The organism is Sphingomonas kyungheensis (assembly GCF_037120395.1).
In the GTDB taxonomy this organism is placed as follows: Bacteria; Pseudomonadota; Alphaproteobacteria; order Sphingomonadales; family Sphingomonadaceae; genus Sphingomonas; species Sphingomonas kyungheensis.
On sequence record NZ_JBBBDM010000004.1, the window covers coordinates 88,620 to 102,567 of the forward strand.

Here is a 13,948-nt window from a genome sequence, read left to right on the forward strand (position 1 = left end):
CAGGCGGGGATCCAGTGGCCAAGCAGAGCGACGGTCTGCGGCACGAAGAACACTGGGCTCCCGCCTGTGCGGGAGCACGAATATGGCTCTGCAGACATCTTACCGGCCGAGGACTGGTCTTGGCCGTGCGCCCGCATGAGCCACGCCGCTTCCGCAAGCAACTCTCCGCGCCTCCGCGCCTCCGCGTGAACCAACGTCGTCGGCTTCATTCGCGGAAGGACGAAGGGTCACGCGAAGACGCGAAGGCGCGAAGACCAGAGTTCACGCGGAGGCGCGGAGGCGCGGAGAAGGTGTTCGGGGGATGCCGTCTCTACCCTCAAATTCAGAGAGAGCAGGGCCCCGCATCCACGCCCTCTTCGCGGCTTTGCGGCTTCGCCGCTTCGCGGGAAACGCCCGGCAGCCGCTCAGCGGACCGGCGATCCGACATTGGGCAGCGTGGCCTCCTCCGCTTTCGGCATCTTGCCGAACAGCGCGCGGTCGGCGGGGCCGAACGCCCAGCGCCACAGCACGAACAGATAGGTCGCGGCGATCGCCGGCTCGCCGCCGATCAGTTCGAGCCATTCGAAGCGCGGCGGCAGCGCGGTGAACAGGCCGCCGACCGCTGCGGCGGCGAGGATCGCGGCGAGCAGCGGCCAGCGCCACGGCGAGACCGGTGCGGCGAGGATCCGTCCGAGCAGCCCCGCCTTGACCACCGAGGTCAGCGCGACGCTGATCATCAGCGCCACCGCCGGCCCCGCCGCCTGCCACATCGTCGGCCAGCCGAGCCGTCGCATGCCGACGATCAGCGCGAAGCTGAGCGTGATCTGCACCGCGAGCATGACGATCGAGATCATCAGGTTGCGGTGCCGCGCCGTGTAGACCAGCGCCGATTCGCACACCGCCCCGGTCGAGGCGAGCACCTCGGCGGCGAGCAGGAAGCCGAGCGCCGCACTGCCCGCGACGAACTGCGGCCCGACCACGCCCATCACCGCGCCCGCCGGGATCGAACCCATCAGCGCGAGGCCCGCCTGCGCCGCCATGATCCAGAACGCCACCTGCCGCACCTGCTGCGCGATCGCGGCGCGGTCGTCGATCGCGAGGCTGCGCGTGATGACCGGGCCGAGGATCGGGTCGAAGCTGGTTTTGAGCTTCTGCGGCAGGCTCGCGACCTGCTGCGCCATGTAATAGATGCCGACGATCTTCGGTTCGAACATCACGCCGAGGATGAAGCGATCGACGTTGCGGCTGCCCCATTCGAGCGCATCGGCGCCGGCGAGCGGCGCATTGGCGCGGGCGAGCGCGAACAATTGCCCCGGATGCGGCGACCAGCCGCGCGGCAGGCCGTAGCTGCGCAGGAAGGGCACGAAGCTGGCGATCAGCGCCGCGGTCATCGACGCGACATAGGAGAGCACCAGCCCGTCCTTGATCGTGAAGAAGGAGAAGACCCAGGCGGCGATCGAGATCGTCCACGGCTCGACCACCGCGCGCGCGGTCACCGCCGCCTTGACGTCATGGCGATAGGCGAGCGCCGACAAACTGACGTCGGACCAGGCCACCGCGACGATGATGCACGGCAGGAACCGGTCGAGCCCGGTCACCTGCGTATTGGCGTACATCACCTCCGGAAAGGCGATCAGCACCGCGCTCGCCGCGATCGACAGGATGAAGGCGAGCGCCAGCGCATCCCAGACGACGCAGACGTGCGGCTGATCCGAAGAGGACAGCGCCTGCGCCAGCCCGCGCTTGAGCCCGAGCGTCGCAACCAGCGCGGCGAGCTCGACCACCACCACGGCGAGCGCGAAGCGGCCGACGAGGTCCGGCCCGTACAGCCGCCCGGCGATGAACAGGAACGGGATGCGCGCGGCCAGCCGCAGCACGAAGCCGGCGATATTGGTGCGCCCCCCCTTGGCGAGGGCGTCGATGTCCTTGGATTGCGTCACGGGCGGGCGATCACGGGCGCGCCGCATCCACCCTCACCCTGCGCCGCCTGCGGTGTCGTCTCCCGCTCGCATCGGGACAGGGACGGAGGCGCACAGCGCCGGAAGGGGGAGGGCAGGAGGGAAACGCCGGCGATCAATGCGCCGCCCCCCAGCTCGCACCCGTGCCGATCTCGATCCCGAGCGGCACCGACAGCGTCACCGCCGGTGCGGCGGCTTCCGCCATCACCCGTTCGATCACCGGCTTCGCCGCCGCGACGTCGCCCTCGGGCAGTTCGAAGACGAGTTCGTCGTGCACCTGCAACAGCATCTGCACGTCGGGCAGCCCCGCGGCGAGCAGCGCTGGTTCCATGCGGACCATCGCGCGCTTGATGATGTCGGCGCTGGTCCCCTGGATCGGCGCGTTGATCGCCGCGCGCTCGGCGCCCTGTCGTTCGTGCTGCACCTTGCTGCGGATGCGCGGGAAATGCGTCTTGCGCCCGAACAGGGTGGTGGTGAAGCCGCGCTCGCGCACGCTCTGCGTCGTCTCGGCGATATAGGTGTTGATGCCTGGGAAGCGCTCGAAATAGCGGTCGATCATCGCCTGCGCCTCTTCGGCGGAGACGTCGAGCCGCCCGGCGAGGCCCCAGCGGCTGATGCCGTAGAGGATCGCGAAGTTGATCGTCTTGGCCCGCCCGCGCGTATCGCGGTTGATCTCGCCGAACAGCTCCATCGCGGTCAGGCTGTGGATGTCGTCGCCGTTGGCGAAGGCGTCGCGCAGCGCCGGCACGTCGGCCATATGCGCCGCCAGCCGGAGCTCGATCTGCGAATAGTCGGCGGCGAGGATGACGTTGCCCGGCTCGGCGACGAAGGCGTCGCGGATCTGCCGCCCGACCTCGGTGCGGATCGGGATATTCTGCAGGTTGGGCTCGGTCGACGACAGGCGGCCGGTCTGCGCGCCGGTCAGCGAGTAACTGGTGTGGACGCGGCCGGTGCGCGGATTGATCTGCGCCTGCAACGCATCGGTATAGGTGTTCTTGAGCTTGGTGAGCTGTCGCCAGTCGAGCACCCGCGCGGCAATCTCGGCACCGGGCGAATCCTTGTCGGCGGCGATCCGTTCGAGTTCGGTGACGTCGGTCGAATAGACGCCGGACTTGCCCTTGCGGCCGCCCTTGATGCCCATCTTCTCGAACAGGACGTCGCCCAATTGCTTGGGGCTGCCGATCGTGAACGGCGCGCCGGCGAGGCCGTGGATCACCGTTTCGAGCCCGGCGATCTGCTCGCTGAACCCGGCGGACAGGGCGGACAGGCGCTCGCGATCGACCTTGATCCCGCGCATTTCCATCCGCGCGACCACCGGCACCAGCGGCCGGTCGACCATCTCATAGACGCGCGTCGCCTCTTCGGCGGGCAGCCGCGCCTTGAAGCGCTTCCACAGCCGATAGGTGACGTCGGCATCCTCGGCGGCGTAGCGGGTGGCGGCCTTGAGATCGACCTCGTGGAAGCCGCGCTGCGTCTTGCCGGTGCCGACCACGTCCTTGAAGGCGATGCAGCTGTGCGACAGATGCGTCGCGGCGAGTTCGTCCATGCCGTGGCCGTGCAGCCCGGCGTCGAGGTCGAAGCTCATCACGATCGTATCGTCATGCGGCGCGACGGCGATGCCGTGCAGGCCGAGCACGATCATGTCGAACTTGAGATTGTGCCCGATCTTGAGCACCGCGGCGTCCTCGCAGAGGATCTTGAGCCGGGCGAGCGCCTCGCCCTGATCGATCTGCGGCGGCGTCTCGCCGAACAGGTCGCTGCCGCCATGGCCGAGCGGGATGTAGCAGGCCTTGTTGGCGCCGAGCGCGAGGCTGACGCCGACCAGATCGACGCGGGTCGCATCGGTGCCGGTCGTCTCGGTGTCGATCGCCACCCAGCCCTGATGCTGCGCCTGCGCGATCCAGCGGTCGAGCGTCTCGACGTCGACCACCGTCTCATAGGCGTCGTGCTCGCACGGCGGGTCGGCCTCATAGGGGACCGCGACGGGCGCGGCGACGGGTGCGTCGGCGACCTGGCCCAGTTTGGCGAGCAAGGTGCGGAAGCCGTGATGTTCCAGGAAGGCGCGCAGCGGCGCGTCAGGGATGCCCTTGAGCTCGAGATCCTCGAGCGGTTCGGGCAGGGCGACGTCGCAGCGCAGCGACACGAGTTCGCGGCTGAGCCGCGCCATGCCGGCATGTTCGATCAGATTGTCGCGCAGCTTGCCCTTCTTCATCCCCTCCGCGGCGGCGAGGACGGATTCGAGATCGCCATGTTCGAGGATCAGCTTGGCTGCGGTCTTCGGGCCGACGCCGGGCACGCCGGGGACGTTGTCGACGCTGTCGCCCATCAGCGCGAGCACGTCGCCCAATTGCGTCGGCGCGATGCCGAAGAACTTCTCGGCGACATGCTCCGCGCCCAGCCGCCGGTTGTTCATCGTGTCGTACAGGTCGAGCCCCGGCTCGATCAGCTGCATCAGGTCCTTGTCGGAACTGACGATGGTCACCGACCAGCCCTGCGCCAGCGCCGCCTTGGCATAGCAGGCGATGATGTCGTCCGCCTCCAGACCCTCGGTCTCGATGCACGGCAGCGAGAAGGCGCGGGTCGCGTCGCGGATCATCGGGAATTGCGGCACGAGATCTTCGGGCGGCGGCGGCCGGTGCGCCTTGTACTGATCGTACAGGTCGTTGCGGAAGGTCTTCGACGATTTGTCGAGGATCACCGCCATATGCGTCGGCCCTTCCGCCGCATGCAGCTCGTCGGCGAGCTTCCACAGCATCGCGGTATAGCCATAGACGGCACCGACCGGTTCGCCATGCTTGTTGGTGAGCGGCGGCAGGCGATGATAGGCGCGGAAGATATAGCCCGAGCCGTCGACGAGATAGAGATGGGGCATCCTTGCAGCACTTAGCCGATCGGCCGGGCGGCACCAACCTCTGCGTGGGGCGGCGGCAGGCTTTGGCGGAGTGTGGCTTTCAGGTGACTATGGCGAGCGGCGGTTTGGCGAACCGCGGCCGTCGCCTCACAGAATACCTGTGGATGACGGCGCTCGATACGAGACAGTCGGGGAGCGGGACGCTCCCCTCCCATTCGTCATCCTTGCGCAGGCCGGGATGACGAGGTGGCGGGGGCGAGGTTGGCGGTGGCGGAGGTGGCGACCGACGGAAGCGTGACGAGAAGGAGGGTCGGGCGGGACGCCGTGCCCTATGCCCGCTTCACCCCGTCGGGCCACCCCCATACATCGCCACCGCCGCGGCGACCGACTGGATCAGCCGCTGGCGTTCCTGGATCGGGCGGCGGGAATCGCCGATCATCACCGCGATCGCATAGCGACGGCCGTCGGGCGCGGTGAGCAGGCCGACGTCGTTGAAGCCGGCGTTGCGGCCGCCGAGATCCTGCCCGGTGCCGGTCTTGTGCGCGATCTGCCAGCCGGCGGGCAGCGCCGCGCGCAGCCGGGCACGGCCGGTGACCGAGGCCGCCATCGTATCGAGCAGGATGCGCGTCGAGGTCTCGCTGAACAGCTCGCCGCGCGCGAGCCGCGACAGCGCGTCGGCGATGGCGAGCGGTGCGGCGCCGTCGGGCGGATCGTTGACATAGGCGTCGAGCGCGGCGGCGCGCGCCTCGGGTGACAGGCGCGAGCGCGCCGCCTCAAAGCCGCCGCCGACCGCCATCGCCTGGTTCCAGGTCAGGCCCGCGGTCCGCGACTGGAGCAGCCGCTCGCCGGGACCGAAGCGGATGTCGCCGAGCCGCTTGCGCTCGATCATCGCGCGCACCGCGGCGGGGCCGCCGACATAGGTGAGCAGCCGGTCGTTGGCGGTGTTGTCGCTATGCGTCAGCGCGCGGGTGAGCAGCTCGCCGACCGTGGTGTGATAGCCGTCGCCCTTGACCAGCATCGCGATCGGCTGGTGGAACAAGGTCAGATCCTCGGGCCGGACGACGACGGGATCGTCGAGCCGCGCCTTGCCCTGGTCGCGCAGGTCCATCAGCGTCATCGCGACCCACAATTTGCTCACCGACTGCTGCGGCAGGCGGGTGCGCGCGCCCGGCGAGGTCACCGTCCAGCCGCCGTCGACCGCGCGGATCGCGATGCCGAACTTGCCGTCGAAATCGCGCGCAAGCGCGTCGATCGCGCTGGTCAGCTGCGCAGGGGCGACGCGGCGCGGCGCGGGCGCGGCGGAGGGGATCGGGATCGACACCGCGAGCGCCGGCGTCTCGCTCGGCGCGGGGCCGCTGCCGATCGGGCGCGAGGTCGAGCCGCAGCCGGCGAGCGCCGCGCAACTGGCGATCATCAGGATCGATCGGGCCGGACGGCCATACGCTGTCATACTGGAGATTTGGGCCTCAACTGGCTGGATCGCTATCCTTATCCCAGCACCGGAGCGACGAAACAACGATCGATGCCGGCTGCGACGAACCGCGGCACCGGTACGGCGAAATGCGAGGCACCATTGCGCCCGTCCACCCGTTGACGCCGACGACACCCCCAACAGGACGATGTTCATGGCGACGATGACCAGCGACTTTTTCGTGGAAAGGCTGAAGGCGTGGGGGGTGACGCGCATCTACGGCTATTCGGGCGACGGCATCAACGGCGTGCTCGGCGCGCTGCAGCGGGCGGATCAGGCCGGGGAAGGCATCGAGTTCATCCAGGTCCGCCATGAGGAGATGGCGGCATTCATGGCAAGCGCGCATGCCAAGTTCACCGGCGAGCTCGGCGTCTGCCTGGCGACCGGCGGGCCGGGCGCGACGCATCTGCTCACCGGTCTCTACGACGCCAAGCTCGACCATGCGCCGGTGCTGGCGATCGCCGGCCAGGCGGAGACGACGGTGCGCGGCGGCAGCTATCAGCAGGAGCTCAACCTCGACCGCATCTTCGCCGACGTCGCTGATTACGTGCAGGAGGCGACCGCGCCGGCGCAGGTGCGCCACGTCACCGACCGGTCGATCCGCATCGCGGTGGCGAACAACGGCGTCGGCGTGATCGTGCTGCCCAAGGACGTGCAGGACGAGCCCTATCAGGCGCCCAAGGTCGCGCACGGCTTCACCCGCTCGGGCGTCGGCTACAGCCGGCCGCTGGTCGTGCCGCAGCCGCGCGATCTCGCCCGTGCCGCCGAGCTGCTCAACGCGGGCGAGAAGGTCGCGATCCTGATCGGCGCGGGCGCGCGCGACGGCGCCGAGGCGGTGGTGCGCGTCGCCGACCTGCTCGGGGCGGGCGTCGCCAAGGCGCTGCTCGGCAAGGACGTGCTGTCCGACGAACTGCCCTTCGTCACCGGCGCGATCGGGCTGCTCGGCACCAAGCCGTCATGGGACATGATGCAGGGCGCCGATACGCTGCTGATGATCGGCACCGGCTTCCCCTGGGCCGAGTTCCTGCCGCCCGACGGCAAGGTGCGCGCGGTGCAGATCGACATCGACGCCGGCATGCTCGGGCTGCGCTACCCGACCGAGGTCAATCTGCACGGCGGCGCGCGCGAGACGCTGGAGGCGCTGATCCCGCTGCTCCAGCGCAAGGCGGACCGCGGCTGGCGCGAGCAGATCGAGGCCGGCGTCGCCGACTGGTGGCAGACGCTGGAGGCGCGCGCGATGGCCGAGGCCAAACCGGTCAACTCGCAGCGTGTCGTCTGGGAAATGTCGCCGCAGCTTCCCGCCGACGCGATCGTCACCTCGGACAGTGGATCGTGCTGCAACTGGTATGCGCGCGACTTCAAGCTCAAACAGGGGCAGCGCGCGTCGCTGTCCGGCGGGCTCGCCTCGATGGGGGCGGCGGTGCCCTATGCGATCGCGGCGAAGTTCGCGCATCCGGAGCGGCCGGTGGTGGCGCTGGTCGGCGACGGCGCGATGCAGATGAACAATCTCGCCGAGATGATCACCGTGCAGAAATACTGGCAGCGCTGGGCCGATCCGCGCTTCGTCGTCTGCGTGTTCAACAACCAGGATCTCAACGAGGTGACGTGGGAGCAGCGCGTGATGGAGGGCAATCCGCGCTTCCCGACGACGCAGGACCTGCCCGACGTGCCCTATGCGCGGTTCGCCGAGCTGATCGGGCTGAAAGGCATTTACGTCGACCGGCCGGAGGATCTCGCGCCCGCTTGGGCGGCGGCGCTCGCTTCCGACCGGCCGGTGATCCTCGAGGTGAAGACCGATCCCGAAGTCGCGCCGCTGCCGCCGCATCTGACGCTTGCCGAGGCCAAGGCGTTCATGGGCGCGATGGCGAAGGGCGACCGCGGCGCGGGCCGGGTGATCGCCGAAACCGCGCGGCAGTTGTTCAAGGAGGTGACGGGGTAGGGGAGGCTCGCCATAGCGCTCGGCATCCCGCAATCATTCGTCATCCTCGCCACCTACTGTGATCCCCGCGCAGGCGGGGATCCAGACGCGCAAGTTCAGACAAGAGTCGACGCGTAGATGGGTCCCCGCCTGCGCGGGATGACATCAGAGATCAACGCGGCGGCCAAACCGTTTTCACGGCACCAGCACCGTATCCACCGCCTCGGCCAGCGTCTCGGGATAATCCAGCGTATAATGCAGCCCGCGGCTCTCGTGCCGGTGCAGCGCCGAACGGACGATCAGCTCGGCGGTCTGCAACAAATTGCGCAACTCGATCAGGTCGGGGGTGACGCGGAAATGGCCGTAATAATCGGCCACTTCCTCGGTCAGCATCTGGATACGGTGCTGCGCGCGCTCGAGCCGCTTGGTGGTGCGGACGATGCCGACGTAATTCCACATGAAGCGGCGGATCTCGGTCCAGTTCTGCTTGATCACCACCTCCTCGTCGGAGTCGGTGACGCGGCTCTCGTCCCACGGCCGGATCACCGGCACCGGTGGCAGCGCGTCCCAATGGGAGGCGATATGGTCGGCGCAGGCCTCGCCGAAGACGAAACATTCGAGCAGGCTGTTCGAGGCGAGGCGGTTGGCGCCGTGCAGCCCGCTTTCGGTGCACTCGCCCGCCGCATAGAGGCCCGGCAGGTCGGTGCGCCCGTCGCGGTCGATGATGATGCCGCCGCAGGTATAATGCTGCGCCGGCACCACCGGAATCGGCTGCGTCGTCATGTCGATGCCGAGGCCGAGCAGCTTGTCGTAGATGTTGGGAAAATGGCCGCGGATGAAGTCGGCGGGCTGATGGCTGATGTCGAGGTGGACATAGTCGAGGCCGTAGCGCTTGATCTCGGCGTCGATCGCCCGCGCCACGACGTCGCGCGGCGCCAGCTCCATCCGCTCGGCATCGTAATAGGACATGAAGCGCTTGCCGGTGGTCGGGTTGATCAGCCGCCCGCCCTCGCCGCGCACCGCCTCGGTGATCAGGAAGTTCTTGACCTCGAGGTGGTAGAGGCAGGTCGGGTGGAACTGCATCATCTCCATGTTGGAGACGCGCGCGCCCGCCCGCCACGCCATCGCGATGCCGTCGCCGGTCGCGCCGCGCGGCGCGGTCGAGAAGAGATAGGTGCGCCCCGCGCCGCCGGTGGCGAGGATCGTCGCCTTCGCGGTGTAGAGGTTGACCCGGCCGGTGCCGCGATCGACCGCATAGACGCCCCAGACGTTGCCCGCGCCCGAATAGCGCTGCTCGTGCCGGCTGGTGGCGAGGTCGATCGCGACCTGATCGGGGACGAGCGTGATGTTGGGATGCGCCTCGGCGGCGCGCTGCAACGCCTCCTGCACCGCCCAGCCGGTCGCGTCGGCGACATGGACGATGCGGCGATGGCTGTGCCCGCCCTCGCGGGTGAGGTGGAGCGCATTCCCTTCGGTCGCGAACGGCACGCCGAGCCGGGTCAGCCGCTCGATCGCGGCGGGCGCGCCTTCGACCACGCATTCGACGATGTCGCGGTCGTTGAGGCCGGCGCCGGCGACCATCGTATCCTCGACATGATGCTCGAACGTGTCGCCGGGTTCGAGCACCGCGGCGATCCCGCCCTGCGCCCAGGCGGTCGACCCCTCGTTGAGTGCGCCCTTGGCGAGGACGGTGACGCGGAACCGCTCGGCGAGATTGAGCGCCGCGGTCAGCCCCGCCGCGCCCGAACCGACGATGAGGACGTCGGACTGTCGCGCGGCGTCGCTCACGCGTTGGTCGCGCGGGTCAGGCTGAGGAACACGTCCTCGAGATCGGGCTCCTTGGTCGAGACGTCGACGATGCCATAGCCGTCGCGCTGTACCGCGGCGAGCACCTCGCCGGCGTTGACCCGGTCCTTGGCATAGGTGATCTCGAGCGTGCGCGTGCCCTTGAGGACGATCTTGCCGAAGCAGCCGTTGTCGGGGAGCGCCGCGACATCGCGGTCGACCGTCACCGCCACCACCTTTTCCTGTGCCTTGCCGACCAGCTCACGCGTCGGTTCGTTGGCGATCAGCCGGCCGTGGTTGATGATCGCGATCCGGTCGCACAATTCCTCGGCCTCTTCGAGATAATGCGTCGTCAGCACCACCGTCACGCCGGCGTCGTTGAGCTGGCGGACATAGGCCCAGAGCTGCTGGCGCAATTCGATGTCGACGCCCGCGGTCGGCTCGTCGAGCACCAGCACCGGCGGCGAATGGACCATCGCCTTGGCGACCATCAGCCGCCGCTTCATGCCGCCCGACAGCGTGCGCGCATAGGCATTGGCCTTGTCTTCCAGATGCACCGCGCGCAACAGGTCGAGGCTGCGCCGCGCCGCCTTGGGAACGCCGTACAGCCCGGCCTGGATCTCCAGCGTCTCGATCGGCGTGAAGAAGGGGTCGAACAGGATCTCCTGATTGACGATGCCGATCGACGCCTTGGCGTTGCGCGGATGCGCGTCGATGTCGAATCCCCAGATCTCGGCGCTGCCGTCCGTCTTGTTGACGAGGCCGGCGAGGATGTTGATCAGCGTCGACTTGCCCGCGCCATTGGGCCCGAGCAGGCCGAAGATCGTGCCCCGCGGGACGTCGAAGCTGACCCCGTCGAGCGCGCGCTTGCCGCCCTGATAGGTCTTGCAGAGGTTCTGGATGCGGATCGCGGCCTCGGTCATGCGCGAGGGGCATAGGCCGCCCGCAGAAACACGCAACACAATCCTCCGCGCGCGGGAAGGATTGAAGGGCGCCCTCCGTCTTGCTATCCGGCGCGACCATGATCCCGCCGCCCGAAACCATCCGCGTCTCGCAACGCCGTGTCGCCTGCGACGGCGCTACCGACATTCCCGGCGGTGCCGCGCTGGGGCATCCGCGCGTCTTCCTGCAGATCGACGAGGAAGGCTATGTCGACTGCGGCTATTGCGACCGGCGCTTCGTGCTGATCGGCGGCCCGGCGGATGGCGCCGACCAGTCGAAATTGCCCGATCATCCGGATGGCGCCAGCGTTTAGGCGCCCTATATCGGGGGCATGACAGTAGCCGCCGATCCCCGCTCGTTCCTCTATCGCGACCAGCTCTCGCCCGACGCCGCGCTTCGCCTCACCGCGGACGCGCTCGGTCGCGCCGATGACGGCGAGCTGTTCCTGCAATATCGCAAGGCCGAGGCGTTCGGCTTCGACGACGGCCGGCTGAAGACGGCGAGCTACGACACCAACGCCGGCTTCGGCCTGCGCGCGGTGTCGGGTGAGATGACCGCCTTCGCCCATGCCAACGAGCTGTCCGAGGCGGCGATCCGCCGCGCCGGCGAGACGATGGCGCTGATCGACCCGACGACCAGCGCCAAGGCGCCGCCGCCGCAGGGCAACAACCGTCATCTCTATACCGATGCCGACCCGCTCGACCTGGTGCCCTTCGCCGACAAGGTGAACCTGTGCCAGACGATCGACGCCGCCGCGCGGGCGCGCGATCCGCGGGTCGCGCAGGTCTCGGTCGGCCTGTCGGGGACGTGGAGCGTGGTCGAGATCGTCCGCCCCGACGGCTTCGTCGCCACCGACGTGCGGCCGCTGGTGCGGCTCAACATCCAGATCGTCGTCGAGCAGAACGGGCGTCGCGAGACCGGCACCTATGGCACCGGCGGCCGCTACCTCTACGATCGGCTGTTTGACCCGGCGGTGTGGAACCGCGGCATCGACGAGGCGCTGGCGCACGCCCTCGTCAACCTCGATTCGGTCGCGGCGCCGGCGGGCGAGATGACCGTGCTGCTCGGGCCGGGCTGGCCGGGCATCGTGCTGCACGAAGCGATCGGCCACGGTCTGGAGGGCGACTTCAACCGCAAGGGTACGAGTGCCTTCTCCGGCCGGATCGGCGAGCGCGTCGCCGCCCCCGGCGTGACGGTGGTCGACGACGGCTCGATCGCCGACCGGCGCGGGTCGCTGTCGATTGACGACGAGGGCACGCCGACGTCGGAGACCGTGCTGATCGAGGACGGCATCCTCAAAGGCTATATGCAGGACCGGCTCAACGCGCGGCTGATGGGCGTCGCGCCGACCGGCAACGGCCGCCGCGAAAGCTTCGCGCACGCGCCGATGCCGCGGATGACCAACACCTTCATGAAGGGCGGCACCGACGATCCCGCCGAACTGCTGTCGCGGGTGAAGAGCGGCATCTTTGCCAAGAGCTTCGGCGGCGGGCAGGTCGACATCGTCTCGGGCAAGTTCGTCTTCTCGTGCACCGAGGCCTATCGAATCGAGAACGGCCGGATCGGCGCGCCAATCAAGGGCGCGACGCTGATCGGCGACGGCCCGACCGTGCTGACCAAGGTCGCCGGCATCGGCAACGACTTCGCGCTCGACGAGGGCATCGGCGTCTGCGGCAAGGGCGGGCAGAGCGTGCCGGCGGGCGTCGGGCAGCCGACGCTGCTGATCGACGGGCTGACGGTGGGCGGGACGGCGACCTAGACGCCGCTGATGACCATGTCGCTCGCGTCTTTGATCGCGATATCACGGTTGCTGAGCGATGTTATGGCCTTCTGCAGCAAACGGGACGGCACCGCGGTCGTCAACTGTGGCGCAAGCATGAGCACTTCATTGCGAAATTGAAATGCCGGGTGCATCCGTGAGCGGTCGACTGGCATTCGATCTTCCCGAAGGAGTGGGGCGACTAACGTTATCGGATAACCGAACAGTAGATCGGATTGCAGGCTGACGACCGTCGCCCGTCAGGGAGGGTGTAGACGTCGTATTGCATCGCTTACCAGCAGCGATATCTTTCAAGCGGCAGGCCGTTTATTTCAATCCACAGGTTCCAGGCTGCGATCGTATCCCGATTTTCCTCTTGCCACCGTCGTTCGAGCTCAGTCTTCAAGGCCGCACGCAAGACCTCGATATCGTCATTCGGCGAAATACCGAAGCGCGCAGCCTCTGCGCGGATTTCTCTGGCGCTCATGTCGCGCGTGCTCTTTGCAGGCAATTCGAGCGTCTGGGCCATAATGGAACGATAAGGTCGCCCCCGCCCCCGGGTCAACGCGCCGCTGCCAAGTCGGCCAACGAGAAGGAGAAGTCGATGAGCCTCGTCGAACTGGGTCGTTACGATCGTAACCTTGCCAACATCATCGTCGGGCGACTCGATGCCGAAGGGATCGACGCGATCGCCTTTGACGGCGGGGCGAGCATCGCCGATGGCAGCTATCTCCTCATTCCCGTGCGGGTGATGGTGGATGGGGACGATCTGACGGCCGCGCAGACGATCGTCGATGCTGCCCAAATTTGAGGCAGATGTTCGCAGCTGCACAATAATCTGTCGCGATAGGCTGCTCCGACAAACATAAATCGTTTGGAAAGCAACGATCATGGAAATGGCATGATCGTTGCGATGCCTGCTTCGGACAATCGAGGGGGCAGGGATGAAGCTGATCATTGCGATCATCAAACCGTTCAAGCTCGACGAGGTGAGGGAAGCGCTCACCTCGTTGGGGGTCGCGGGGATGACGGTGACCGAGGTCAAGGGGTTCGGCCGGCAGAAGGGCCAGACCGAAATCTACCGCGGTGCCGAATACAGCACCAACATGGTGCCCAAGATCAAGATCGAGGTGGTCTGCGCGGCCGACCTCGCCGACCGGGTGGTCGAGGCGGTGCAGGCTTCGGCGAACACCGGCGCGATCGGCGACGGCAAGATCTTCGTGCTCGACGTCGGTCAGGCGGTGCGCATCCGCACCGGCGAAACCGACGATTCGGCGCTGTGAGG

At 68.0% G+C, this 13,948-nt stretch carries 12 protein-coding genes; 5 read left to right on the forward strand and 7 right to left on the reverse strand.

Features of this window, described 5'->3' with window-relative positions; all coding sequences use genetic code 11:
* Nucleotides 1-404 precede the first annotated feature (404 nt).
* From V8201_RS11300 to V8201_RS11310, 3 genes are all read right to left on the reverse strand, one after another.
* The gene (locus tag V8201_RS11300) at nucleotides 405-1,946 is read right to left on the reverse strand and encodes a lipopolysaccharide biosynthesis protein (protein WP_200870438.1); all 1,542 of its coding nucleotides are present in this window, start codon (nucleotides 1,944-1,946) and stop codon (nucleotides 405-407) included.
* A gap of 106 nt (nucleotides 1,947-2,052) precedes the next feature.
* Entirely contained in the window at nucleotides 2,053-4,809 is a 2,757-nt protein-coding gene (gene polA / locus V8201_RS11305; RefSeq protein WP_336545350.1) for a DNA polymerase I, read from the reverse strand.
* A gap of 319 nt (nucleotides 4,810-5,128) precedes the next feature.
* A complete protein-coding gene (locus V8201_RS11310) occupies nucleotides 5,129-6,202 on the reverse strand; it encodes a serine hydrolase (RefSeq protein WP_037535245.1) in 1,074 nt (357 codons plus the stop codon).
* Between the two features lie 211 nt (nucleotides 6,203-6,413).
* On the opposite strand from V8201_RS11310, the gene V8201_RS11315 reads away from it, so the two are divergent.
* Nucleotides 6,414-8,198, forward strand: coding sequence for a thiamine pyrophosphate-requiring protein (locus V8201_RS11315; RefSeq protein ID WP_336545351.1), 1,785 nt, complete (start codon nucleotides 6,414-6,416; stop codon nucleotides 8,196-8,198).
* Nucleotides 8,199-8,372: 174 nt separating this feature from the next.
* Here V8201_RS11315 and nadB read toward each other — a convergent pair whose 3' ends face one another.
* Complete coding sequence (gene nadB, locus V8201_RS11320; protein ID WP_336545352.1) at nucleotides 8,373-9,965, reverse strand: L-aspartate oxidase; 1,593 nt, start codon at nucleotides 9,963-9,965, stop codon at nucleotides 8,373-8,375.
* A complete protein-coding gene (locus tag V8201_RS11325; protein WP_037535242.1) occupies nucleotides 9,962-10,885 on the reverse strand; it encodes an ABC transporter ATP-binding protein in 924 nt (307 codons plus the stop codon). Before V8201_RS11325 ends, nadB begins: the two co-directional genes overlap by 4 nt.
* Nucleotides 10,886-10,983: 98 nt before the next feature.
* Here V8201_RS11325 and V8201_RS11330 point away from each other — a divergent pair, with 98 nt between their 5' ends.
* The gene (locus tag V8201_RS11330; RefSeq protein ID WP_037535241.1) at nucleotides 10,984-11,217 is read left to right on the forward strand and encodes a zinc-finger domain-containing protein; all 234 of its coding nucleotides are present in this window, start codon (nucleotides 10,984-10,986) and stop codon (nucleotides 11,215-11,217) included.
* Between the two features lie 18 nt (nucleotides 11,218-11,235).
* Nucleotides 11,236-12,663 (forward strand): metalloprotease TldD, encoded by a 1,428-nt coding sequence (gene tldD / locus V8201_RS11335; RefSeq protein WP_037535240.1) that lies wholly within the window; start codon nucleotides 11,236-11,238, stop codon nucleotides 12,661-12,663.
* On the opposite strand, the gene V8201_RS11340 is transcribed toward tldD, so the two are convergent.
* Together V8201_RS11340 and V8201_RS11345 are read right to left on the reverse strand one after the other, a co-directional pair.
* Nucleotides 12,660-12,905 carry a CcdB family protein gene (locus V8201_RS11340; protein WP_081793113.1) on the reverse strand — a complete coding sequence of 82 codons (246 nt, stop codon included), beginning with the start codon at nucleotides 12,903-12,905 and terminating at the stop codon, nucleotides 12,660-12,662. The genes tldD and V8201_RS11340 overlap by 4 nt on opposite strands.
* Before the next feature lie 50 nt (nucleotides 12,906-12,955).
* Nucleotides 12,956-13,192 (reverse strand): type II toxin-antitoxin system CcdA family antitoxin, encoded by a 237-nt coding sequence (locus V8201_RS11345; RefSeq protein WP_336545353.1) that lies wholly within the window; start codon nucleotides 13,190-13,192, stop codon nucleotides 12,956-12,958.
* A gap of 75 nt (nucleotides 13,193-13,267) precedes the next feature.
* Between V8201_RS11345 and V8201_RS11350 the strand changes: the two genes are divergently transcribed.
* The gene (locus V8201_RS11350) at nucleotides 13,268-13,474 is read left to right on the forward strand and encodes a putative signal transducing protein (RefSeq protein ID WP_037535239.1); all 207 of its coding nucleotides are present in this window, start codon (nucleotides 13,268-13,270) and stop codon (nucleotides 13,472-13,474) included.
* A gap of 133 nt (nucleotides 13,475-13,607) precedes the next feature.
* Nucleotides 13,608-13,946 (forward strand): P-II family nitrogen regulator, encoded by a 339-nt coding sequence (locus V8201_RS11355; protein WP_037535238.1) that lies wholly within the window; start codon nucleotides 13,608-13,610, stop codon nucleotides 13,944-13,946.
* Nucleotides 13,947-13,948 lie beyond the last annotated feature (2 nt).